Source organism: Streptomyces sp. NPDC048637, from assembly GCF_040650675.1.
Lineage (GTDB): Bacteria > Actinomycetota > Actinomycetes > Streptomycetales > Streptomycetaceae > Streptomyces.
The window spans coordinates 1-21778 of record NZ_JBEZHQ010000023.1; the positions used below are offsets into that span (position 1 = coordinate 1).

The following is a 21778-nucleotide window of genomic DNA, read 5'->3' on the forward strand; positions in this document are numbered from 1 at the left end:
GTCCTGCTGGCCATCGAGGGGCACCGCCTGCCGCGTTCGATGACCCATGTCGTGGACATCGGGGCGCTTTACGTCCCGCACCCCTGCCCCTCCGGCCCGTCCCCTCCCGTTGTGGGGTGGGGGAGAAGGCCGGCGGGGGTGCATGGAGGTGGTCGGGTGCGCCTCGTTGGTCACAGTGAACTGGCTATTGCCGCCGCAGCAGCCGGGACGCACCGGCCGCGACCGTCGTGGCCAGCACCCAGCCCGCCAGGATGAGCACCGCGGCCGCCCACTGCGCACCGCCGCCCGGCTTCCAGGCGGCGCTCTGATTGAGGTCTATCACCGGCAGCAGCAGGTCGAGGGAGTAGAGATACGGATTCCAGGGCGGCGCCTCGCCCGGCTTGAGGGGCGGCGGCGGGGACATCGAGAAGTAGAGCGTGCCGATCGCCCACAGGATGGCCATCCACACCGCGGCCCGCCCCGGGCGGTAGCCGTAGGCCACCGTCCAGTCCTGCAGGAACCCCCAGGCCTTCGCCGCCAGCGGCAGCGTCTCGCGGCGGCGCCGCTGCTTGGCGAGCAGGACCTCACGGGCGCCTGCGTCCTCACCGGTGGTGCGCAGCGAGGTGGCGAGCATCTCGTACGGCTCGGGTGCGTACTCGGGGGTCGCCGCGGCCACCCACTGCAGCCGCAGCGAGAGCGGGAAGTGGCCGCGCGGGATCAGCGTCTCGTAGGCGAAGCCGGCCATCCACAGCCCGCCGAGCCCCGGCCAGCTCGCCGACTTGTCGACGAGATTGACCACCCGGGCGCCGGAGAGGATCACCCGGCCGCGCTGCGGCCGCTCACCGAGGAACCGCAGCTCGGGCGTCTGGATGCGGCGCAGCGACAGCTCCTGGTCGGACTCCATGATGAACCGGGCGTGCTCAAAGTCGACCGCGTCGCCGAACCGCCCGTCGTCCAGGCGCATCCCGCCCTCGCACTCGAAGCGCTGCACCCGGGTGCCGCGTGACGGGGTGTACACGGTGCCGTACGGGGGAGTGGCGCTGCTGGAGAACGGGGAGTTGGCCAGCCCGGCGGCGGTGAGATAGAGGGTGCGCTCGACGGTCAGCTGCGGGGCGTTCAGGGCCCGGCGGCCGAAGGGGTTGCTCAGCCGGCTGCCGCGCAGGCTCAGCGACACGCCGATGGTGGCGCCGCGCAGCGACAGCTCCCCGTAGGACTCCAGCATCTCGGCCTGCAGGTCCTGGGTGACGGTCATCCCGTCCGCCATGATCGACCGGCCCTGCCGGTCCTTGTGCACCACGGCCTGATTGAGCATCAGGTCCGTGCCGATGTGGGCGTCGGTGAGCCGGATGCCGGAGTGCACCACACAGCGCGGCAGATGGAGGTCGCCCTCGGTGTGCAGCCGGGCCGCCTCCACCCGGGGTATCGCGCAGTTCACCAGCCGCAGGGTGGTGAACCGGCTCTCGGGGAGTACCAGCTCGGCCTCGAAGCGGCAGTCCCGCAGCTCCACGAATGGCTTGATCGTGCCGCCCGCGACGTCGAGCGTGTCCGTGATGTATGCGCCGGTGAGCTTGAGCGCGGTGACTCGCCCGGGCTGCGCGGGCGGCCCGTCGAGCAGCAGCAGCGCGACGACCCGGCCCCGCACCCGGCGCTCCGGGCCCCACAGATGCTGCCCGTGCGGATCGTCCCTGGCCGGATCGCCGATGTGCAGATCGCAGGTGCTGCCGTTGCGGAAGGCCTGCCACATGCTCCATTCCGCGGAGGTCAGCTGCAGGTCGGCGGGCGCGTCGCCGTCCCCGGGCTCGGTCACAGTGGGTCCCCCTTGCTCTCCCGTGGTGTGTCGCAACCTGTTCGGACGCATTTCGTGCACCGGTCGTGGTGCGTCCCGCAGGTTTCCCCGTACGCCGTTGTGTGGCCCTTGCCCGCCCCGTGACTGCTTGAACACGCGTGGTCAGGGCCAACTCCGGTCAACTTCGAACGGCCGGGTCACGAGGCGTCCGGGGTGCGCTCCGCTGTGTATCACTGACTGATACGGCCGGTCGGGCCCCGGAGCGGGTCTGAGACACTGGGAGGGTGATCTCCCGAATCGACCTGCGCGGCGACGCCCTTCCCGAGGGTGGCGCCCTGCGCGACCTGCTGCCCCGTGCCGAGTTCGACGTGGAAGCCGCCCTGGAGAAGGTGCGGCCCATCTGCGAGGACGTACGCCATCGCGGCACCGCGGCGCTGATCGATTATGCGCGGCGGTTCGACGGTGTCGAGATCGAGCGCGTACGGGTGCCCGCCGAGGCCCTGCAGAGCGCGCTCGCGGAGCTGGACCCGGCCGTCCGGGCCGCCCTGGAGGAGTCCATCCGGCGCGCCCGGATCGTCCACCGCGAACAGCGCCGCACCGATGTGACGACCAAGGTCGTCCCCGGCGGCACCGTCACCGAACGCTGGGTGCCCGTCGAGCGGGTGGGGCTCTACGTCCCCGGCGGCCTCGCGGTCTACCCGTCCTCGGTGGTCATGAACGTGGTCCCGGCGCAGGAAGCCGGTGTCGCGGGCATCGCCGTGACCTCCCCGCCGCAGAAGGAGTTCGGCGGCCGGCCGCACCCGACCATCCTCGCCGCCTGCGCCCTGCTCGGTGTCGACGAGGTCTACGCGGCCGGCGGCGCCCAGGCCATCGCGATGTTCGCGTACGGCACCGAGGAGTGCCTGCCGGTCAACCTCGTCACGGGCCCCGGCAACATCTTCGTCGCCTCCGCCAAGCGCCTGCTCAAGGGCCGTATCGGCATCGACGCCGAGGCCGGCCCGACCGAGATCGCGGTCCTCGCGGACGCCACCGCCGACCCCGAGCACGTCGCCGCCGACCTGATCAGCCAGGCCGAGCACGACACCCTCGCCGCCGCCGTCCTGGTCACCGACTCCACCGAGCTCGCCGACGCCGTCGAGGACGCGCTCAAGCAGCAGGTGGCGGCCACCAAGCACATCGAGCGGATCACCGAGGCGCTGGCCGGACAGCAGTCCGCCGTCGTTCTCGTCGACGGCATCGACGAGGGCCTCAGGGTCGTGGACGCCTACGGCGCCGAACACCTCGAAATCCAGACCGCCGACGCCTCCGCCGTCGCCGCCCGGGTCCGCAACGCCGGCGCGATCTTCGTCGGCCCGTACGCCCCGGTTTCGCTCGGCGACTACTGCGCCGGCTCCAACCACGTCCTGCCCACCGGCGGCTGCGCCTGCCACTCCTCGGGCCTGTCCGTGCAGTCCTTCCTGCGCGGCATCCATGTCGTGGACTACTCGCGCGACGCGCTGGCCGAGGTCACCCACCATGTGGTGACCCTCGCCGAGGCCGAGGATCTCCCGGCTCACGGCGCCGCGCTGAAGGCCAGGTTCGACTGGAAGGTCCCGCAGAGCAAGTGAGCAGGCACGTGACCCGTATTGACGATCTCCCCATCCGGGACGAGCTGCGCGGCAAGTCCCCCTACGGCGCACCGCAGCTGGACGTCCCGGTGCGTCTGAACACCAACGAGAACCCCTACCCGCTGCCCGAGCCGCTGGTCCGGCGGATCGCCGAGCGGGTGACCGAGGCCGCCCGGCAGCTCAACCGCTACCCCGACCGGGACGCGGTCGAGCTGCGCACCGAACTGGCCCGCTACCTCACCCGCACCGCCGGCCACGAGGTCACCAAGGACCAGGTGTGGGCCGCCAACGGCTCCAACGAGGTCATCCAGCAGCTGCTGCAGACCTTCGCCGGCCCCGGCCGCACCGCCATCGGCTTCGAGCCGTCGTACTCGATGCACGGGCTGATCTCCCGCGGCACGGGCACCGGCTGGATCTCCGGCCCGCGCAACGACGACTTCACCATCGATGTCGAGGCGGCGGTGGCGGCGATTGCCGAGCAGCGGCCCGACGTGGTTTTCATCTGTTCGCCGAACAACCCCACCGGCACCGCCGTCGGCGAGGCGACGGCGGTCGCGCTGTACGAAGCGGCGCAGGCGGCCCGCGCCGATGCCGCCGGGGCCCTGGTGGTGGTCGACGAGGCCTACGGCGAGTTCAGCCACCGGCCCTCGCTGCTGCCGCTGATCGAGGGCCGGCCGAATCTGGTCGTCTCCCGGACGATGTCCAAGGCCTTCGGCGCCGCCGGGCTGCGGCTGGGCTATCTGGCCGCCGACCCCGCCGTGGTCGACGCCGTCCAGCTCGTCCGGCTCCCGTACCACCTCTCCTCCGTCACCCAGGCCACCGCACTGGCCGCGCTGGAGCACACCGACACGCTCCTGAAGTACGTCGAGCAGCTCAAGACCGAGCGGGACCGCCTGGTCACCGAGCTGCGGGCGACCGGCTGCCAGGTCGTCGACTCCGACGCCAACTTCGTGCAGTTCGGCCTCTTCGAGGACGCGCACGCCACCTGGCAGGCGATCCTCGACCACGGCGTGCTGGTCCGTGACAACGGCGTACCGGGCTGGCTGCGGGTCACCGCGGGCACCCCGGCCGAGAACGACGCGTTCCTCGACGCGGTTCGCGCAGTACTGAAGGAGAGCAAGCGATGACTCGCGTAGGACGCGTGGAGCGCACGACGAAGGAAACGTCCGTGCTCGTCGAGATCGATCTCGACGGCAGGGGCGAGGTGGATGTGTCGACCGGTGTCGGCTTCTACGACCACATGCTCGACCAGCTCGGCCGGCACGGCCTGTTCGACCTCAAGGTCAAGACCGACGGCGATCTGCACATCGACACCCACCACACCATCGAGGACACCGCACTCGCCCTGGGTGCCGCCTTCAAGCAGGCCCTCGGTGACAAGTCCGGCATCTACCGCTTCGGCAACTGCACCGTCCCCCTGGACGAGTCGCTCGCCCAGGTGACCGTCGACCTCTCCGGCCGCCCGTACCTGGTGCACACCGAGCCGGAGAACATGGCGCCGATGATCGGCTCCTACGACACCACGATGACCCGGCACATCTTCGAGTCCTTCGTCGCGCAGGCCCAGATAGCGCTGCACATCCACGTCCCGTACGGCCGCAACGCCCACCACATCGTGGAGTGCCAGTTCAAGGCGCTGGCCCGCGCCCTGCGCTACGCCAGCGAGCGCGACCCGCGGGCGGCCGGGATCATCCCTTCCACCAAGGGAGCCCTGTGAACGGCCTCTCCACCGTCTTCATCCTGGTCGGGCTTTTCCTCCTCGGCGGCGTCTACTCCTTCTGGAAGCAGCAGCTGCCCAAGAGCCTGCTCGTGCTGCTGTCCATCGGCTCGGCGATGTGCCTGCTCGCCGGCGTCATGCGGCTGGAGGTATGGAATTGACCGCCTCGGCACCCCGTAAGAACGTCGTCGTCTTCGACTACGGCTTCGGCAACGTCCGCTCCGCCGAGCGTGCCCTGGCGCATGTCGGCGCCGATGTGGAGATCACCCGGGACTTCGACCGGGCGATGAACGCCGAGGGGCTGCTGGTCCCCGGCGTCGGCGCGTTCGCCGCCTGTATGGCCGGGCTGAAGGAGGCCCGCGGTGACTGGCTGGTGGGCCGCCGGCTGGCCGGCGGGCGCCCCGTCATGGGCATCTGCGTCGGTATGCAGATCCTCTTCGGCCGTGGCATCGAGCACGGTGTGGAGACCGAGGGCCTCGACGAGTGGCCCGGCACGGTCGGCCCGCTCAAGGCCGACATCGTCCCGCACATGGGCTGGAACACCGTCGACGCCGCCGAGGGCTCGCAGCTCTTCGCCGGTCTGCCCGCCGACGCCCGCTACTACTTCGTGCACTCCTACGCGGTGCACGACTGGGAGCTGGAGGTCGGCAACCCGCACCTCACCGCACCGAAGGTCACCTGGGCCACGCACGGCGAGCCCTTCGTGGCGGCGGTCGAGAACGGCCCGCTGTGGGCCACCCAGTTCCACCCCGAGAAGTCCGGCGACGCCGGCGCCCAGCTCCTGACCAACTGGATCAACACCCTGTGAGCCCCCTGATGCCGAAGCTCGAACTCCTCCCCGCCGTCGACGTCCGCGACGGCCAGGCCGTCCGCCTCGTCCACGGCGAGTCCGGCTCCGAGACCTCCTACGGCGACCCGCTGGAGGCGGCCCTCGCCTGGCAGCGGTCCGGCGCCGAATGGCTGCACCTCGTCGACCTCGACGCGGCCTTCGGCACCGGCGACAACCGGGCGCAGATCGCCGAGGTCGCCCGGTCCATGGACATCAAGGTGGAGCTGTCCGGCGGCATCCGCGACGACGACACGCTCGCCGCCGCCCTCGCCACCGGCTGCCGCCGGGTCAACCTCGGCACCGCCGCGCTGGAGACCCCCGAGTGGGTCGCCAAGGTCATCGCCGAGCACGGCGACCAGATCGCGGTCGGCCTGGACGTCCGCGGCACCACGCTGCGCGGCCGCGGCTGGACCCGCGACGGCGGCGACCTCTACGAGACGCTCGCCCGCCTCGACGCCGAGGGCTGCGCCCGCTACGTCGTCACCGACATCAACAAGGACGGCACCCTCCAGGGCCCCAACCTCGAACTGCTGCGGAACGTCTGCGCGGCCACCGACCGGCCCGTGGTCGCCTCGGGCGGGGTCTCCTCGCTCGACGACCTGCGGGCGCTGGCCACGCTGGTTCCGGAAGGTGTCGAGGGCGCGATTGTCGGCAAGGCGCTCTATGCGAAGGCGTTCACCCTCGAAGAGGCGCTGGCAGCAGTGTCGTAACCGCGAACGGAAGGCGGCGTGATGACCATCGAGCGTGTACGGACCGACAGTCCCTGGGAAGAGAAGATCGGCTTCGCACGCGCCGTGGCGGCCGGCGACCGGGTCCTGGTCGCCGGCACGATGCCACTGGTCGACGGCGTCCTGCAGGGTGAGGGCGACCCCTATGTGCAGACCAGGGTCGCCTTCACCAATGCCCTGGAGGCACTCACCCCGTTCGGCCTCGGCGCCGAAGCGGTCCTCCGCACCCGTATGTACCTCACCCATCTACGCGATGTGGACGCGGCCGGCCGTGCCCACCGGGAGCTGTTCGCCGCCACGCCGCCCGCCTCGACCCTGGTCGTGGTCTCGGGTTTCGTCGACTCCCGCGTCCTGGTCGAAGTAGAACTGGAAGCTTTCCGAGAACTGTCAGAGAGGCCTGAACCGACATGACCCTGGCGGTCCGAGTCATCCCTTGCCTGGACGTCGACAACGGCCGGGTCGTCAAGGGCGTCAACTTCCAGAACCTGCGCGACGCGGGCGACCCCGTCGAGATGGCGAAGGTCTACGGGGACGAGGGCGCCGACGAGCTCACCTTCCTCGACATCACCGCCTCCTCCGGCAACCGCGAGACCACCTACGACGTGGTCCGCCGCACCGCCGAGCAGGTCTTCATCCCGCTGACGGTCGGCGGTGGCGTCCGCACCCCCGAGGACGTCGACAAGCTGCTGCGGGCCGGCGCCGACAAGGTCGGGGTCAACACCGCCGCCATCGCCCGCCCCGAGGTGATCCGCGAGATCGCCGAACGCTTCGGCAGCCAGGTCCTGGTCCTCTCGGTCGACGCCCGCCGTACCGACGCGGGCACGCCGTCCGGATACGAGGTCACCACCCACGGCGGCCGCCGCGGCACCGGTATCGACGCCGTCGAATGGGCCCACCGCGCCGCCGAGCTGGGCGCCGGCGAGATCCTCCTCAACTCCATGGACGCCGACGGCACCAAGGACGGCTACGACGTCGCGATGATCGAGGCGGTCCGCCGGCACGTCACCATCCCGGTGATCGCCTCCGGCGGCGCCGGCAAGCTGGACGACTTCGCCCCGGCCGTCGTGGCCGGCGCCGACGCGGTCCTGGCCGCCTCCGTCTTCCACTTCGGCGATCTGCGTATCTCCCAGGTCAAGGACGCTCTGCGGGGGGCGGGTCACCCGGTGCGGTGACCGCGGTGCGCGCCGGGGCCCGCCCCATGAGACGTGTCAGCGATGTGGGTGGCCGGGCCGGGGACGCCGCGTCGGTCCGGGCCCGCGCCACGGTCCGCGCCCTGTTGACCGGCGAGGCGGTCTGACTCAGCGGCCCTTGCGCGCCGCCCGCAGGAACTCGCGGTTCATCGCCGTGATGCTGAACAGCGGGATGCCCTTGGGGCAGGCGGTGGCGCACTCGCCGGTGAGGGTGCAGCCGCCGAAGCCCTCGTCGTCCATCTGCGCCACCATGTCCAGCACCCGGGTCGCGCGCTCGGGCGCGCCCTGCGGCAGCACATTGAGATGGTTCACCTTGGCGGAGGTGAACAGCATCGCGGCACCGTTCGGGCAGGCCGCCACACAGGCACCGCAGCCGATGCACTCGGCGTGCTCGAACGCGAGGTCGGCGTCCGGCTTCGGCACGGGGGTCGCATGGGCCTCGGGCGCGGACCCGGTCGGCGCGGAGATGTAGCCGCCGGCCTGGATGATCCGGTCGAGCGCGGAGCGGTCGACGACCAGGTCCTTGACGACCGGGAACGCCGCGGCGCGCCACGGCTCGATGTCGATGGTGTCGCCGTCCCGGAAGGACCGCATGTGCAGCTGGCAGGCCGTCGTGCGCTCCGGGCCGTGCGCCGCACCGTTGATGACGAGCGAGCAGGCGCCGCAGATGCCCTCGCGGCAGTCGTGGTCAAAGGCGACCGGGTCGTCGCCGTCGAGGATCAGTTTCTCGTTGAGGGTGTCGAGCATCTCCAGGAACGACATATCGGGTGAGATGCCGTCGATCTGGAAGGTGGCCATGGCGCCGTCGGCGTCGGCGTTCTGCTGGCGCCAGACGCGCAGGGTGAGCCTCATGCGTAGCTCCGCTGGGTGGGGTGGACGTACTCGAAGACCAGGTCTTCCTTGTGGAGGGTGGGAGCCGTTCCCGTGCCGGTGAACTCCCAGGCGGCCGCGTAGGAGAACTCCTCGTCCCGGCGCGCCGCCTCGCCGTCCGGGGTGCGGTACTCCTCGCGGAAGTGGCCGCCGCAGGACTCGGCCCGGTGCAGGGCGTCGAGGCACATCAGCTCGGCGAGCTCCAGGTAGTCGACGATGCGGTTGGCCTTCTCCAGGGACTGGTTGAACTCCTCGCCGGTGCCCGGCACCTTGAGGCGGCGCCAGAACTCCTCGCGGATCTGCGGAATCCGGTCGAGGGCCTTGCGCAGGCCCTCGTCGGTGCGGGCCATGCCGCAGAACTCCCACATCAGCTCGCCGAGTTCCCGGTGGAAGGAGTCGGGCGTACGGTCACCGCCGACGGCCAGCAGCCGCGCGAGCCGGTCCTCCGTCTCCCGCACGGCCTCCGTGACCACCGGGTGGTCCGCACGGACCTCGTCGTGGTGCGGGTGGCGCGCGAGGTAGTCGTTGATCGTGGACGGCAGGACGAAGTAGCCGTCGGCCAGCCCCTGCATCAGGGCGGACGCGCCGAGCCGGTTCGCCCCGTGATCGGAGAAGTTGGCCTCGCCGATCGCGAAGAGGCCCGGGACGGTGGTCTGCAGGTCGTAGTCGACCCACAGGCCGCCCATCGTGTAGTGCACCGCGGGGTAGATCCGCATCGGCACCTCGTACGGGTTCTCCGCGGTGATCCGCGCGTACATGTCGAAGAGGTTGCCGTACTTCTCCTCGACCCTGGCCCGGCCCATGCGCTGGACGGCGTCCGCGAAGTCGAGGTAGACGCCCTGCCCGCCGGGGCCGACCCCGCGGCCCTCGTCGCAGACGTTCTTCGCGGCGCGGGAGGCGATGTCACGGGGCACGAGGTTGCCGAAGGACGGGTAGCTGCGCTCCAGGTAGTAGTCGCGCTCGTCCTCGGGGATCTCGGCGGGCGGCCGGGCGTCACCCTTGGCCTTCGGCACCCAGATCCGGCCGTCGTTGCGCAGCGACTCGCTCATCAGCGTCAGCTTCGACTGGTGGTCGCCGGTGCGCGGGATACAGGTGGGGTGGATCTGGGTGAAGCAGGGGTTGGCGAAGTAGGCGCCGCGCCGGTGCGCCCGCCACACGGCGGTGGCGTTGGAGTTCATGGCGTTGGTCGAGAGGTGGAAGACGTTGCCGTAGCCGCCGGACGCGAGGACCACGGCGTCCGCGACGTAGGTGGCGGTCTTCCCGGTGACCAGGTCCCGGGCGACGATGCCGCGCGCCCGTCCGTCGATGACGATCAGATCGAGCATCTCGGTCCGCGGGTGCAGTTCCACGTTCCCGGCGGCGATCTGCCGCGACAGCGCCTGGTAGGCACCGAGCAGCAGCTGCTGGCCCGTCTGCCCGCGGGCGTAGAAGGTCCGGGAGACCTGGACGCCGCCGAAGGAGCGGGTGTCGAGCAGACCGCCGTACTCCCGCGCGAAGGGGACGCCCTGGGCGACGCACTGGTCGATGATCCCGACGGAGATCTGCGCGAGCCGGTGGACGTTCGACTCGCGGGCCCGGAAGTCGCCGCCCTTGACGGTGTCGTAGAACAGCCGGTGGACCGAGTCGCCGTCGTTGCGGTAGTTCTTCGCCGCGTTGATGCCGCCCTGCGCGGCGATCGAGTGGGCGCGCCGCGGCGAGTCCTGATAGCAGAACTGCACCACGTGGTAGCCCTGTTCGGCGAGCGTGGCGCCGGCCGAGCCGCCCGCGAGGCCGGTACCGACCACGATGACGGTGTGCTTGCGGCGGTTGGCGGGGTTGACGAGCTTCGCCTCGAAGCGCCGGGTGTCCCAGCGCCCGTCGACCGGCCCGGCGGGCGCCTTGGTGTCGCGGACCGGCTCCCCGGTCGTGTAGTCCACGTAAGAGGTCAAGTCAGCTCACCACTCCGGTCATGACGGCGATGGGTACGGAGATGAAGCCCACGGTCAGCACCAGCGCCAGGACCTGGGCGAGGGTCTTCAGGAGGCGGTCGCGGGCCCGGCTGCCGACGCCGAGCGTCTGTGCGGCGCTCCAGAAGCCGTGCCGGATGTGCAGCCCGAGTGCCAGCACCGCGACGAGGTAGATGACGTTGCCGTACCAGGTCGAGAAGGTGTCCACGACGTTCTGGTACGGATGGCCGGGCTGGAAGCCACCGGAGTGCACGGTGCCGGTCGTCAGGTCGAGGAGGTGCCAGACGATGAACAGGCCGAGGATGATCCCGCCCCAGCGCATGGTGCGGGTGGCGTAGCTGGTCCGGGCCTTCTTGTGCGCATAGCGGCTGGGCCGCGCCCTGAGGTCGCGGCGGCTGAGCTGGTAGGCGGACGTGGCATGGGCGACGACGGCGGCCACCAGGACCAGGCGGACCAGCCACAACGTCCACTCGTGGTGCATGAACGGTTCCCCGACGACGCGCAGCCAGTGGGCGTAGCCGTTGAACTCGGCCGCCCCGAAGAAGATCTTCAGGTTGCCGATCATGTGGACGACCAAGTAGAGCAGCATGATCAAACCGCTCACGGCCATCACCGTCTTCTTGCCGACGGTCGAGCCCCACAGCAGGCCCGCGAAGGACGGCCGTCGGTCCGTCCGGGTGTCCAGTGCCATGGGTCCCGACGGTAGGGACCGGGTGTCCCATCAGTCCAAGACATGGTGCGGCTCATCTCGATAGGCGCTGCCTATCGATGCCGTACCGTCGCCTCATGCAGCTGCAGCAACTCCGCTACTTCACCGCCGTGGCCGACACCCGGCACTTCACCCGCGCCGCCGAGCGCGAACATGTCGCCCAGCCCTCCCTGTCCCAGCAAATCCGCTCCCTGGAACGGGAGTTGGGGGCGGAGCTGTTCCACCGGGCCCGCGGTCACATCACCCTCACCGACGCCGGCGAGACCCTGCTGCCGCTCGCCCGGCGCATCCTCGCCGACGCCGAGACGGCCCGCCGCGAGGTCCAGGAGGTCGCCCAGCTGCGCCGCGGCCGGCTCCGCCTCGGCGCCCCGCCCAGCCTCTGCGCCAGCCTCGTCCCCGACGTCCTGCGCGCCTTCCATGCCGGCTACCCCGGCGTGGACCTGATCGTCACCGAGGACGGCTCGCAGGACCTGGTCCGGGCACTGGCCGACGGCGCCCTGGACCTGGCCCTGATCATCACCCCGCTCCCGGTCCAGGCCCCCGCCCTGGCCACCACCGAGCTGCTGCGCGAGGAACTCGTGGTGGTCTCCGCCCCCGACCGCCCCGCCCCCGTCGGCCGGCGGACCCGCATCCGGGTGGCGGATCTGCGCGGCCGGCCGCTGGCCATGTTCCGCCGCGGCTACGACCTGCGGGAATTCACCACCGCGGCGTGCCGGGCGGCCGGCTTCGAGCCGACCTTCACCGTCGAGGGCGGCGAGATGGACGCGGTCCTCGGCTTCGTCCGGGCCGGGCTGGGCGTCGCCGTGGTGCCCAGCATGGTCGCCGCCCGCTCCGGCCTGCGGGTCACCCGCTTCTCGACGCCCGGCATGCACCGCGTGGTGTCCGTCGCCCACCGGGGCGATGTCTCCCCGCCACGCGCCGCCCGGGAGCTGGCACGCATCCTGATGGAGCACGTGGACCCGGGCCTGTCCTGAGCCGGGCGGGCCCGGCTTACCGGGGGCGACCGGGCGGCCGCCGGCACGGCCGCGGGGCGTGGCCCCGTGGCAGGGGTGCGGGGCCGGTCGTAGGCTGGCCGCATGTCGACCCATGCGAAGCGTGAACGGCTCCTTCTCGCCGACCTGTTGGAGAGCGCCGGCCCCGAGGCGCCGACGCTGTGTGAGAACTGGAGCGCGCGGGACCTGGCCGCGCATGTGGTGGTGCGCGAGCGGCGCGCCGACGCGGCCGGCGGGCTCCTCGTCAAGCCGCTGGCCCCCCGGCTGGAGCGGGTGCAGGCGGAGTTCGCCGGCAAGCCGTACGAGGAGCTGATCCACCTGATCAGGACCGGTCCGCCGCGGATGTCGCCGTTCGCACTCAAGCAGATCGACGAGGCGTCCAACACTGTCGAGTTCTACGTCCACGCCGAGGACGTCCGGCGCGCCCAGCCCGACTGGGCCGCGCGGGAGCTGGACCCCGTGTTCGCGGACGCCCTGTGGTCCAGGATCGAGCGGATGGCCCGGGTACTGGGCCGGAAGTCGCCGGTGGGCCTGGTGCTGCGGCGGCCGGACGGGCGGACGGCGGTGGCCCATCGCGGCACCCCGGTGGTCACGGTCGTCGGCGAGCCGGGCGAGCTGACGATGTTCGCCTTCGGCCGGCAGGAGGTGGCCGAGGTCGAGCTGGACGGCGACAAGGACGCGATCGACCGGCTGCGGGCGGCGAAGCTGGGAATGTGAGCCCGCCTCCCGGCCTGCTGCCCTACGAGTGGAGCACCACCACCGCGACCACCACCGCCACCACCACCGCCGCCAGGAACACCGCACCCAGCACCCGCGCCGCCACCCGCGCGGCGCGGTCCGGGTCCGGCGGCGGTGGCGGCACGGACGGCTGCTGATGATGCATATCTGCAGGATGCCGCACGGCACAATGGACACCATGAGCAGCCGCGCCACCACCCCGGACACCACCCCCGCCCTCGACCCCGCCATCGCCGCCCGCCTCAAGCGCGGCGCCGACGGCCTGGTCCCGGCCATCGCCCAGCAGTACGACACCGGCGAGGTGCTGATGCTCGGCTGGATGGACGACGAGGCGCTGCGCCGCACCCTCACCACCGGCCGCTGCACGTACTGGTCCCGCAGCCGCCAGGAGTACTGGGTCAAGGGCGATACCTCCGGCCACGTCCAGCACGTGAAGTCGGTGGCGCTGGACTGTGACGCCGATACCGTCCTGGTGCGGGTCGACCAGGTCGGCGCGGCCTGCCACACCGGCGACCGCACCTGCTTCGACGCGGACGTTCTGCCCACCCGGAACGGCCAGGACCAGTAGGCTCCGCTGCCATGACCACGGGAACCACCGGCACCGCCCTTCCGGACCTCGACACCTTCCGCACCCTCGCCAAGGACCGGCGGGTCATCCCCGTCACCCGGCGCCTGCTCGCGGACGGCGACACACCGGTCGGGCTCTACCGCAAACTCGCCGCCGAGCGCCCCGGCACCTTCCTCCTGGAATCCGCCGAGAACGGCCGTACGTGGTCGCGCTACTCCTTCATCGGCGTCCGCAGCGCCGCCACCCTCACCACCCGCGACGGACAGGCGTACTGGCTCGGCACCCCGCCCGTCGGCGTGCCCACCGACGGCGACCCGCTCGCCGCGCTGCGCGCCACCGTCGAGACGCTGCACACCCCCCGGGACCTCATCGAGGGCGAGGGGCTGCCGCCGTTCACCGGCGGCATGGTCGGCTACCTCGGCTACGACATCGTGCGCCGCCTGGAGAAGATCGGCGAGCAGACCGCCGACGACCTCCGGCTGCCCGAACTGACCATGCTGCTCACCTCCGACCTCGCCGTCCTCGACCACTGGAGCGGCACCGTCCTGCTGATCGCCAACGCGATCAACCACAACGACCTCGACACCGGTATCGACGAGGCCTACGCGGACGCGGTCGCCCGGCTGGACACCATGGCCGACGACCTCGCCCGGCCCGCGCCCGCCGGCGCCGCCGCGCTGCCGCCGTCCGAGATCCCGCCGTATACGGCCAAGTGGGGCGGCGCCGCCTACCAGGACGCCGTCGAGGACATCAAGGAGCGCATCCGCGACGGCGAGGCCTTCCAGGTCGTGCCCTCCCAGCGCTTCGAAACCCCGTGCACGGCGAGCGCGTTGGACGTCTACCGGGTGCTGCGGGCCACCAACCCCAGCCCGTACATGTACCTCTTCCGCTTCGAGGGCCCCAACGGCGGTGACGACGGCGCCTTCGACGTGGTGGGCTCCAGCCCCGAGGCGCTGGTGAAGGTCGAGGACGGCCGGGCCATGGTCCACCCCATCGCCGGCACCCGCCCGCGCGGCGCGTCCGTCCAGGAGGACCAGGCCCTGGCGGACGAGCTGATGGCCGACCCCAAGGAGCGCGCCGAGCATCTGATGCTGGTCGACCTGGGCCGCAACGACCTGGGCCGGGTCTGCGAACCGGGCAGTGTCGAGGTCGTCGACTTCATGTCCGTCGAGCGCTACAGCCACGTCATGCACATCGTCTCGACGGTCACCGGGCAGGTCGCCGAGGGCCGTACCGCCTTCGACGTGCTCACCGCCTGCTTCCCCGCGGGCACCCTCTCCGGCGCCCCCAAGCCGCGTGCCCTGCAGATCATCGAGGAGCTGGAGCCGTCCCGGCGCGGTCTGTACGGCGGCTGTGTCGGCTATCTCGACTTCGCCGGCGACTCCGACACCGCCATCGCGATCCGCACCGCCCTGCTGCGCGACGGCACCGCCTACGTCCAGGCGGGCGCCGGGGTCGTCGCCGACTCCGACCCGGTGGCCGAGGACACCGAGTGCCGCAACAAGGCCGCCGCCGTGCTGCGCGCCGTGTACACCGCCGGCCACCTGGGCACCTAGGGAATGTTTCCGGGCCGGACGCCCGCACCACCCCCCGCGCACCGGCCCCCGGCGGCCGGTGCGCGATAGTGGTACGCGTGAGTGCCGCATCCCAGACCCCCACCGACACCGTGCCGCCCGGCGATTCCGGGCCCGCGCCGGCCAGGCCCGTGCGCAGCGCGAACCGCAGCCTCGCCCTGGCGCTGCTGCTCGGCGCGGCGGGCGCCGCGCTGGCCCTGCTGGCCTCCGGCCGCACCTGGGCCGAGGGCTCCGCGGTGCTGGCCCAGGGCGAGCTGCCGCGCAGTGTGACCGGCGCCGATGTGACCGGTGTACCCGGCGCGCTGGCCGTCGTCGGCCTGGCCGCGCTGGTCGCCGTCTTCGCGGTCCGCCGGGCCGGCCGGATGGCGGTCGCCGCCCTGCTCACGCTCAGCGGCGTGGGCATCGCCGTCGCCTCCGTGCTGGGCAACTCCGACACCTCGGCACTGCGCGAGAAGGCCGCCACCGCGGTCGGTCTGACCGGAACCGATGTGCATCACGTCACGCACACCGGATGGCCGTGGGTGGCCGCGGCCGGCGGTCTGCTGCTGCTGATCGCCGGGCTGCTGGCGCTGGCGTACGGACGCCACTGGCCTGCAATGTCGGGCAAATACGAGCGCACGCCCGGCGGCGCACGCGGCCCGCGGCGTGCTCCGGCCGCGCCGGATCTGGACCGTCCGGAGGAGATCTGGAAGTCCCTGGACCGCGGTGAGGACCCCACCCGGTAAAGGTGCCCCGCACGGCATCGGTGACAATGGGCGTCGAGGATCACCGCGCCCGGACCCGGCGCGACAGAGCAACGAGGAGCATTCATGTCGAGCAGTGGCCACGGACACACCCCCGCCGCCTGGACGGGCGTCATCATCTCGTTCATCGGCTTCTGTGTCGCCGGAGCCTTCATCGTGCTGGCGAATGTGCCCGGCTTCTGGGCCGGCATGGCCCTGATCGGCCTCGGTGCCGTCGTGGGCGGTCTGATGCGCATGGCCGGTCTGGGCTCGGAGCCCAAGCGTGCGGCCAAGCCGCGCCCCCAGGCGCAGGCGCAGCCGCAGGAGGGCTGAGCCCCCGCTCCCGTGGCGCCGGGGCCCGGCGCCACTCCCGCAGCACCCCGGGGCCCTGATCCACCGGACAGGCCCCGGAAGGCGCCGCTTCCCGGCCGTACGCACCGTGGTGCCGTACCCGCCGTCCGTGACCGTTCCGTACGGCGGCCGAGAAGCTGCGCCTTCGTGTGTCCGGCCGGACAATCAGCACGTGAGCCAACCCGCGGCCCGGCCCCACGCCTCCCCGCGCGGCGGTCTGCCGCGCCGCCTCGCGGCACCCCTGGGTGTCCTGGCCGCCGCCACCGCCGCCTTCGCCGTCCTCGGCGCCGTCGACCCGAACGAGCCCGGCCACTATCCGGTGTGCCCGCTGCTGCACCTCACCGGCGTCTACTGCCCGGCCTGCGGCGGACTGCGCAGCGCGCATGCCGTCGCGCACGGCGACCTCATCGCGGCGCTGGGCGCCAACCCGCTCGCGGTGGCCGGGTACGCCGCCTGTGCGGTCTTCTGGGCGCTCTGGCTGGGCAGGGCCGCCCGCGGGCGCCGCACGCCGGGGCCGCGGCCGCGAGCCGTCCACTGGTGGACGCTGGGCGGGCTGCTGCTGGCCTTCACGGTCGTCCGCAACCTCCCCTTCGGCAGCGGGCTCGCACCGTGACCCCGCAGCCGTCCGGAACCGGTGTCACCGCCCCCGCACGACCCGGAGAAGTCCAGGTCGTGGGATCACGGTCCACCGGATGTGAGACCTGCATGCCATGGCGGATACCATCGGAGTGCCGGATGGAACCACTCGTCCGGGTCACTGTCCACCGACACCGCTCCAGAAGGAGGCCGCTCGCGTGAGTGTGCTCGACGAGATCATCGACGGCGTTCGTGCCGACCTCGCAGAGCGGCAGGCGCGCGTCAGCCTCGACGAGCTCAAGGAGCGGGCCCAGAAGGCGCGCCCCGCGAAGGACGGCGTCGCCGCGCTCAAGGGCGAGAGCGTCACGGTGATCTGCGAGGTCAAGCGCTCCAGCCCCTCCAAGGGCGCGCTCGCCGCGATCGCCGACCCGGCCGGTCTGGCCGCCGACTACGAGGCGGGCGGCGCGGCCGTCATCTCCGTCCTCACCGAGCAGCGCAAGTTCGGCGGTTCGCTGGCCGACCTGGAGGCCGTCCGCGCCAAGGTCGACATCCCCGTCCTGCGCAAGGACTTCATCGTCACCGCCTACCAGCTGTGGGAGGCCCGTGCCTACGGCGCCGACCTCGCGCTGCTGATCGTCTCCGCGCTGGAGCAGGAGGCGCTGGTCTCGCTGATCGAGCGCGCCGAGTCGATCGGACTGACGCCGCTGGTCGAGGTGCACGACGAGGAAGAGGTCGCCCGCGCGGTGGACGCCGGCGCCCGGATCATCGGCGTGAACGCCCGCAATCTGAAGACCCTTGAGGTCGACCGCGGCAACTTCTCCCGGGTCGCCCCCGAGATTCCCGACCACATCGTCAAGATCGCCGAGTCCGGTGTCCGCGGACCGCACGACCTGATCGCCTACGCCAACGACGGCGCGGACGCGGTGCTGGTCGGCGAGTCGCTGGTCACCGGCAAGGACCCCAGGACCGCGGTCTCCGACCTGGTCGCCGCGGGTTCCCACCCGGCGATCCGGCACGGCCGGTCCTGAGCGGCCGGGGACAGCACACCGACATGACCGCCACCGCCGCAGGCATCCGCTGCCAGGTCCGGGTCCCGCACCCGGGCCAGGCCGGTGTGCGCGCCGGGGCGGCGGCCGTCCGCGTCCCCTGCCCGGTGCCCGTCCGCGGCTTCCCGTCCGCGCCGCGCCGGAGCCCCGGCCCGCAGCGCTGTGCGCTGCCGCCGTGGCACCGGGGCTGCCGGGCGCCCGCCCGGCGGGTCCACGGGCGCAGGGTCAGGTATCACATCGGTTCCGAACCGGGACAGATCAACGGCATGCGATGGCGGCCGGGGTCCGCGCACTGACGCGCCGGCCCCGGGCCGGTGCCGGGTCACCCCGCGGCACGGCGGTCCGCTGACCGCCGGCCGACGGCGTCCCACGACGACCGCCGGACCATGCCCGCCCACCCGCAGAACCGGACTCTCCGGCTCTGCGGCGGCGGCGGTCCCGCGCGGTGCGCGCCGCATACCGTGATGCCCAATCCCGACACAACCGGACTTCCGGGGCAGCCGCCCCGGCGAGGAGTGCGTCTGATGTCCGCCGATTTCTTCCTTCCCGATCCCGAGGGACGGGTGCCGAACCCCGAAGGCTATTTCGGTGCGTTCGGCGGCAAGTTCATCCCCGAGGCGCTGGTCGCCGCGGTCGACGAGGTCGCCGCGGAGTACGAGAAGGCCAAGGGCGACCCCGCGTTCGCGGCCGAGCTCAACGACCTGATGGTCAACTACACCGGGCGCCCCAGCGCGCTCACCGAGGTGCCGCGGTTCGCCGAACACGCCGGCGGGGCCCGGGTGTTCCTCAAGCGCGAGGACCTCAACCACACCGGCTCGCACAAGATCAACAACGTGCTGGGCCAGGCGCTGCTCACCAAGCGGATGGGCAAGACCCGGGTCATCGCCGAGACCGGCGCCGGCCAGCACGGCGTCGCCACCGCCACCGCCTGCGCCCTGTTCGGCCTCGACTGCACCATCTACATGGGCGAGATCGACACCCAGCGCCAGGCCCTCAACGTCGCCCGGATGCGGATGCTCGGCGCCGAGGTCATCGCCGTGAAGTCCGGCAGCCGCACCCTCAAGGACGCCATCAACGAGGCCTTCCGCGACTGGGTCGCCAATGTCGACCGCACCCACTACCTGTTCGGGACCGTCGCGGGACCGCACCCCTTCCCCGCGATGGTGCGCGACTTCCACCGCGTGATCGGCGTCGAGGCGCGCCGACAGATCCTGGAGCGCGCCGGGCGTCTGCCGGATGCCGCGGTCGCCTGTGTCGGCGGCGGCTCCAACGCCATCGGGCTCTTCCACGCCTTCATCCCGGACGACGGGGTGCGGCTCATCGGCTGCGAGCCCGCGGGCCACGGCATCGAGACCGGCGAGCACGCCGCCACGCTGAGCGCCGGTGAACCGGGAATCCTGCACGGGTCCAGGAGTTACGTCCTCCAGGACGAGGAGGGCCAGATCACCGAGCCGTACTCCATCTCGGCCGGTCTCGACTACCCGGGCATCGGGCCCGAGCACGCCTTCCTCAAGGACAGCGGCCGTGGCGAGTACCGCGCGGTCACCGACGACGCCGCGATGCAGGCGCTGCGCCTGCTCTCGCGGACCGAGGGCATCATCCCGGCCATCGAGAGCGCCCACGCGCTCGCCGGTGCCCTGGAGGTCGGCAAGGAGCTCGGCCCGGACGGGCTGATCGTCGTCAACCTGTCCGGGCGCGGCGACAAGGACATGGACACCGCCGCCCGCTACTTCGGCCTCTACGACGCGGACGCCGCCGTCGAGGCGGACGCCGGCACCAAGGACGCGGAGATCGAGGGGGACGTCAAGTGAGCGGGAACATCAAGCTGTTGAGTGACACCCTCGCCGCCGCGAAGGCCGAGGGCCGGTCCGCGCTCATCGCCTACCTGCCAGCCGGGTTCCCGACCGTCGACGGGGGCATCGAGGCGGCCAAGGCCGTCTTCGACGGCGGCGCGGACGTCGTGGAGGTCGGGCTGCCGCACAGCGACCCGGTCCTCGACGGCCCGGTCATCCAGACCGCCGACGACATCGCCCTGCGGGGCGGGGTGAAGATCGCCGACGTCATGCGGACCGTGCGCGAGGCACACGCGGCCACCGGCAAGCCGGTGCTCGTGATGACCTACTGGAACCCGATCGACCGCTACGGCATCGAGCGCTTCACCGCCGAGCTCGCCGAGGCGGGCGGCGCGGGCTGCATCCTGCCCGACCTGCCCGTCCAGGAGTCCGCGACCTGGCGGGAGCACGCCGACAAGCACGGCCTCGCCACCGTCTTCGTCGTCGCCCCCAGCAGCAAGGACGCCCGGCTCGCCGAGATCACGACGGCCGGCTCCGGCTTTGTGTACGCCGCCTCGCTGATGGGCGTCACGGGCACCCGTGAGTCCGTGGGCGAGCAGGCGCAGGACCTGGTGCGGCGCACCAAGGCCACCACCGGGCTGCCGGTCTGCGTCGGCCTCGGGGTCTCCAACGCCGAACAGGCCGCCGAGGTGGCCCGGTTCGCGGACGGGGTGATCGTCGGCTCGGCGTTCGTCAAGCTGCTGCTGGCGGCGGACGGCGACCTGACGGCCGGTCTCGCCGGGGTCCGCGCCCTGGCGGGCGAGCTGGCCGAGGGCGTGCGCAAGCACTCCTAGGGGCGGTGCACGCGGCCTGGCCGTGCGGGACACCGGCCCGGCCGCTGTCCCCCGATAGGGCGAACATCGGTGCGGAGGGGTGCGGCGACACCCCTCCGCCTCGTTGTCCAGGGGCGTGAGCCAGAAGAACCATGAGGGTAAGAAAAGCGCCCGCGAGCGACTGCAGGAACAGCGGGAGAAGGAGAAGGCGCGCGCCCGGCGCGGCCGCCAGGCGATCGTCGCGGGGGCGGTGGTGGTGGTGCTGGCGGTCGCCGGCGGCATCGCCGTCTGGGCATCGTCGAACTCCGGGGAACCCGCCGCCAACGACAACGAGGTCGCCGTACCGAAGCAGGCCCGCGGCGGCGGCAGACCCGCCGTCCCGGTGGGCACGCCCGGCGCCCCGTCCACACTCACGGTGTGGGAGGACTTCCGCTGCCCCGCCTGCCGGCAGTTCGAGACCGGCTTCCGCCCGGTCATCCATGAGCTGGAGGACTCCGGCAAGCTCAAGAGCGAGTACCACCTCGTGACCATCATCGACGGCAACGCCGGCGGCCAGGGATCCCGCAACGCCGCCAATGCCGCCCTGTGCGCGCAGGATGCCGGGAAGTTCCGCGCGTACCACGACGTCCTCTACTCCCACCAGCCGCCCGAGCCGCAGGACAAGTTCGCCGACAAGCAGTACCTCCTCCAACTGGCCGGCAAGGTCAAGGGGTTGGTGACCCCCGCCTTCACCAAGTGCGTCAACGACGGCACGTACGACCGCTTCGTGCAGAAGTCCAACGACTCCTTCGCCACCTCCGGATACCGCGGCACCCCGACCGTCCTGCTCAACGGCAAGGACCTCTCGAAGGAGAAGGGCGGCCAGTTCAGCCCCGCGGACCTCAAGAGGATGGTGCTGGACGCCCACAAGGCCAAGCAGCCGGGCAAGAAGAGCGCCGCACCACACACGGGCGCCTCGCCCCAGGGCAGGCACCCCGGAAGGAGCGCCGCACCGCAGGGAGACCTGACGGGCAAGAACGCCGCACCGCAGGGAGACCTGACGGGCAAGAACGCCGCACCGCAGGGAGACCTGACGGGCAAGAACGCCGCACCGCAGGGAGAGGTGACCGGCAGGAACGCCGCGCCCTCGCCCTAGACGGCGGGCCCACGGGGGCCGTGGCTGCTGCGGACACACAGCGTCACGGCGCGAGGACGGGGTCGTTACGCAGCCGTAGCCGGGCCGGGTTGTCGCCGACCCCGCCCGGC

The 21778-nt window shown here is 72.0% G+C and carries 24 protein-coding genes and 1 pseudogene; 20 read left to right on the forward strand and 5 right to left on the reverse strand.

Translation table 11 applies throughout. The features are described 5' to 3' along the window. Positions 1–184 precede the first annotated feature (184 nt). Positions 185–1786: an oxidoreductase gene (locus AB0C46_RS25685; RefSeq protein ID WP_362830583.1), complete on the reverse strand. Its 1602-nt coding sequence runs from the start codon at positions 1784–1786 to the stop codon at positions 185–187. A 263-nt stretch (positions 1787–2049) separates the two neighbouring features. On the opposite strand from AB0C46_RS25685, the gene hisD reads away from it, so the two are divergent. From hisD to hisF, 8 genes are read left to right on the forward strand one after another with little or no spacing between them, the layout of a single operon-like run. Further along, positions 2050–3372: a histidinol dehydrogenase gene (gene hisD, locus AB0C46_RS25690; RefSeq protein WP_362830585.1), complete on the forward strand. Its 1323-nt coding sequence runs from the start codon at positions 2050–2052 to the stop codon at positions 3370–3372. An 8-nt stretch (positions 3373–3380) separates the two neighbouring features. Further along, positions 3381–4499 carry a histidinol-phosphate transaminase gene (locus AB0C46_RS25695; RefSeq protein ID WP_362830586.1) on the forward strand — a complete coding sequence of 373 codons (1119 nt, stop codon included), beginning with the start codon at positions 3381–3383 and terminating at the stop codon, positions 4497–4499. Continuing rightward, positions 4496–5089 (forward strand): imidazoleglycerol-phosphate dehydratase HisB, encoded by a 594-nt coding sequence (gene hisB / locus AB0C46_RS25700; RefSeq protein ID WP_086716854.1) that lies wholly within the window; start codon positions 4496–4498, stop codon positions 5087–5089. Before AB0C46_RS25695 ends, hisB begins: the two co-directional genes overlap by 4 nt. Continuing rightward, positions 5086–5250 carry a hypothetical protein gene (locus AB0C46_RS25705; RefSeq protein WP_362830587.1) on the forward strand — a complete coding sequence of 55 codons (165 nt, stop codon included), beginning with the start codon at positions 5086–5088 and terminating at the stop codon, positions 5248–5250. Before hisB ends, AB0C46_RS25705 begins: the two co-directional genes overlap by 4 nt. Further along, positions 5241–5897, forward strand: coding sequence for an imidazole glycerol phosphate synthase subunit HisH (gene hisH, locus AB0C46_RS25710; protein ID WP_362830589.1), 657 nt, complete (start codon positions 5241–5243; stop codon positions 5895–5897). The genes AB0C46_RS25705 and hisH overlap by 10 nt, the downstream gene beginning before the upstream one ends. 8 nt (positions 5898–5905) lie before the next feature. Continuing rightward, the gene (gene priA / locus AB0C46_RS25715; RefSeq protein ID WP_085924869.1) at positions 5906–6628 is read left to right on the forward strand and encodes a bifunctional 1-(5-phosphoribosyl)-5-((5-phosphoribosylamino)methylideneamino)imidazole-4-carboxamide isomerase/phosphoribosylanthranilate isomerase PriA; all 723 of its coding nucleotides are present in this window, start codon (positions 5906–5908) and stop codon (positions 6626–6628) included. 21 nt (positions 6629–6649) lie between these two features. Further along, positions 6650–7057, forward strand: a complete 408-nt coding sequence (locus AB0C46_RS25720; protein ID WP_208685020.1) for a Rid family hydrolase — start codon at positions 6650–6652, stop codon at positions 7055–7057. Then, positions 7054–7818, forward strand: a complete 765-nt coding sequence (hisF, locus tag AB0C46_RS25725; RefSeq protein ID WP_362830590.1) for an imidazole glycerol phosphate synthase subunit HisF — start codon at positions 7054–7056, stop codon at positions 7816–7818. The genes AB0C46_RS25720 and hisF overlap by 4 nt, the downstream gene beginning before the upstream one ends. 126 nt (positions 7819–7944) lie before the next feature. Here hisF and AB0C46_RS25730 read toward each other — a convergent pair whose 3' ends face one another. From AB0C46_RS25730 to AB0C46_RS25740, 3 genes are read right to left on the reverse strand one after another with little or no spacing between them, the layout of a single operon-like run. Continuing rightward, positions 7945–8688 carry a succinate dehydrogenase/fumarate reductase iron-sulfur subunit gene (locus AB0C46_RS25730; RefSeq protein WP_362830591.1) on the reverse strand — a complete coding sequence of 248 codons (744 nt, stop codon included), beginning with the start codon at positions 8686–8688 and terminating at the stop codon, positions 7945–7947. Beyond that, complete coding sequence (locus AB0C46_RS25735; protein WP_362830592.1) at positions 8685–10634, reverse strand: fumarate reductase/succinate dehydrogenase flavoprotein subunit; 1950 nt, start codon at positions 10632–10634, stop codon at positions 8685–8687. The genes AB0C46_RS25730 and AB0C46_RS25735 overlap by 4 nt, the downstream gene beginning before the upstream one ends. 1 nt (position 10635) lies before the next feature. Then, complete coding sequence (locus AB0C46_RS25740; protein WP_362830593.1) at positions 10636–11343, reverse strand: succinate dehydrogenase; 708 nt, start codon at positions 11341–11343, stop codon at positions 10636–10638. Between the two features lie 95 nt (positions 11344–11438). Here AB0C46_RS25740 and AB0C46_RS25745 point away from each other — a divergent pair, with 95 nt between their 5' ends. After that, complete coding sequence (locus AB0C46_RS25745; RefSeq protein ID WP_362830594.1) at positions 11439–12335, forward strand: LysR substrate-binding domain-containing protein; 897 nt, start codon at positions 11439–11441, stop codon at positions 12333–12335. A 102-nt stretch (positions 12336–12437) separates the two neighbouring features. Continuing rightward, complete coding sequence (locus AB0C46_RS25750) at positions 12438–13070, forward strand: TIGR03085 family metal-binding protein (protein WP_362830595.1); 633 nt, start codon at positions 12438–12440, stop codon at positions 13068–13070. A gap of 22 nt (positions 13071–13092) precedes the next feature. On the opposite strand, the gene AB0C46_RS25755 is transcribed toward AB0C46_RS25750, so the two are convergent. Then, positions 13093–13236: a hypothetical protein gene (locus AB0C46_RS25755; protein WP_362830596.1), complete on the reverse strand. Its 144-nt coding sequence runs from the start codon at positions 13234–13236 to the stop codon at positions 13093–13095. A 33-nt stretch (positions 13237–13269) separates the two neighbouring features. On the opposite strand from AB0C46_RS25755, the gene hisI reads away from it, so the two are divergent. The 10 genes and pseudogenes from hisI (at position 13270) to AB0C46_RS25805 (ending at position 21668) form a co-directional block, all read left to right on the forward strand. After that, positions 13270–13659: a phosphoribosyl-AMP cyclohydrolase gene (gene hisI, locus AB0C46_RS25760; protein WP_362830598.1), complete on the forward strand. Its 390-nt coding sequence runs from the start codon at positions 13270–13272 to the stop codon at positions 13657–13659. A gap of 11 nt (positions 13660–13670) precedes the next feature. Beyond that, positions 13671–15215 carry an anthranilate synthase component I gene (locus tag AB0C46_RS25765; RefSeq protein WP_362830599.1) on the forward strand — a complete coding sequence of 515 codons (1545 nt, stop codon included), beginning with the start codon at positions 13671–13673 and terminating at the stop codon, positions 15213–15215. A gap of 77 nt (positions 15216–15292) precedes the next feature. Then, the gene (locus tag AB0C46_RS25770; RefSeq protein ID WP_362830601.1) at positions 15293–15958 is read left to right on the forward strand and encodes a TIGR02234 family membrane protein; all 666 of its coding nucleotides are present in this window, start codon (positions 15293–15295) and stop codon (positions 15956–15958) included. Positions 15959–16042: 84 nt separating this feature from the next. Further along, positions 16043–16288: an HGxxPAAW family protein gene (locus AB0C46_RS25775; RefSeq protein WP_030988665.1), complete on the forward strand. Its 246-nt coding sequence runs from the start codon at positions 16043–16045 to the stop codon at positions 16286–16288. Positions 16289–16478: 190 nt separating this feature from the next. Beyond that, complete coding sequence (locus tag AB0C46_RS25780) at positions 16479–16919, forward strand: DUF2752 domain-containing protein (protein WP_362830603.1); 441 nt, start codon at positions 16479–16481, stop codon at positions 16917–16919. Between the two features lie 181 nt (positions 16920–17100). Continuing rightward, positions 17101–17910: an indole-3-glycerol phosphate synthase TrpC gene (gene trpC / locus AB0C46_RS25785; RefSeq protein WP_362830604.1), complete on the forward strand. Its 810-nt coding sequence runs from the start codon at positions 17101–17103 to the stop codon at positions 17908–17910. An 84-nt stretch (positions 17911–17994) separates the two neighbouring features. After that, positions 17995–18224: pseudogene (locus tag AB0C46_RS25790) on the forward strand (tryptophan synthase subunit(beta)). A 228-nt stretch (positions 18225–18452) separates the two neighbouring features. After that, positions 18453–19739, forward strand: coding sequence for a tryptophan synthase subunit beta (gene trpB / locus AB0C46_RS25795; RefSeq protein ID WP_362830605.1), 1287 nt, complete (start codon positions 18453–18455; stop codon positions 19737–19739). Continuing rightward, positions 19736–20554 (forward strand): tryptophan synthase subunit alpha, encoded by an 819-nt coding sequence (gene trpA, locus AB0C46_RS25800; protein WP_362830606.1) that lies wholly within the window; start codon positions 19736–19738, stop codon positions 20552–20554. Before trpB ends, trpA begins: the two co-directional genes overlap by 4 nt. A gap of 115 nt (positions 20555–20669) precedes the next feature. Next, positions 20670–21668 carry a thioredoxin domain-containing protein gene (locus AB0C46_RS25805; RefSeq protein ID WP_362830608.1) on the forward strand — a complete coding sequence of 333 codons (999 nt, stop codon included), beginning with the start codon at positions 20670–20672 and terminating at the stop codon, positions 21666–21668. The last annotated feature ends 110 nt before the right edge of the window (positions 21669–21778 follow it).

What these genes read in the sequence shown, in the direction of transcription:
- hisB (WP_086716854.1), top strand. Translation starts at nt 4,496, where the DNA reads ATGACTCGCGTAGGACGCGTGGAGCGCACGACGAAGGAAACGTCCGTG.
- hisH (WP_362830589.1), top strand. Translation starts at nt 5,241, where the DNA reads ATGGAATTGACCGCCTCGGCACCCCGTAAGAACGTCGTCGTCTTCGAC.
- priA (WP_085924869.1), top strand. Translation starts at nt 5,906, where the DNA reads ATGCCGAAGCTCGAACTCCTCCCCGCCGTCGACGTCCGCGACGGCCAG.
- AB0C46_RS25720 (WP_208685020.1), top strand. Translation starts at nt 6,650, where the DNA reads ATGACCATCGAGCGTGTACGGACCGACAGTCCCTGGGAAGAGAAGATC.
- hisF (WP_362830590.1), top strand. Translation starts at nt 7,054, where the DNA reads ATGACCCTGGCGGTCCGAGTCATCCCTTGCCTGGACGTCGACAACGGC.
- AB0C46_RS25730 (WP_362830591.1), bottom strand. Translation starts at nt 8,688, where the DNA reads ATGAGGCTCACCCTGCGCGTCTGGCGCCAGCAGAACGCCGACGCCGAC.
- AB0C46_RS25740 (WP_362830593.1), bottom strand. Translation starts at nt 11,343, where the DNA reads ATGGCACTGGACACCCGGACGGACCGACGGCCGTCCTTCGCGGGCCTG.
- AB0C46_RS25745 (WP_362830594.1), top strand. Translation starts at nt 11,439, where the DNA reads ATGCAGCTGCAGCAACTCCGCTACTTCACCGCCGTGGCCGACACCCGG.
- AB0C46_RS25750 (WP_362830595.1), top strand. Translation starts at nt 12,438, where the DNA reads ATGTCGACCCATGCGAAGCGTGAACGGCTCCTTCTCGCCGACCTGTTG.
- AB0C46_RS25755 (WP_362830596.1), bottom strand. Translation starts at nt 13,236, where the DNA reads ATGCATCATCAGCAGCCGTCCGTGCCGCCACCGCCGCCGGACCCGGAC.
- hisI (WP_362830598.1), top strand. Translation starts at nt 13,270, where the DNA reads ATGAGCAGCCGCGCCACCACCCCGGACACCACCCCCGCCCTCGACCCC.
- AB0C46_RS25765 (WP_362830599.1), top strand. Translation starts at nt 13,671, where the DNA reads ATGACCACGGGAACCACCGGCACCGCCCTTCCGGACCTCGACACCTTC.
- AB0C46_RS25775 (WP_030988665.1), top strand. Translation starts at nt 16,043, where the DNA reads ATGTCGAGCAGTGGCCACGGACACACCCCCGCCGCCTGGACGGGCGTC.
- trpB (WP_362830605.1), top strand. Translation starts at nt 18,453, where the DNA reads ATGTCCGCCGATTTCTTCCTTCCCGATCCCGAGGGACGGGTGCCGAAC.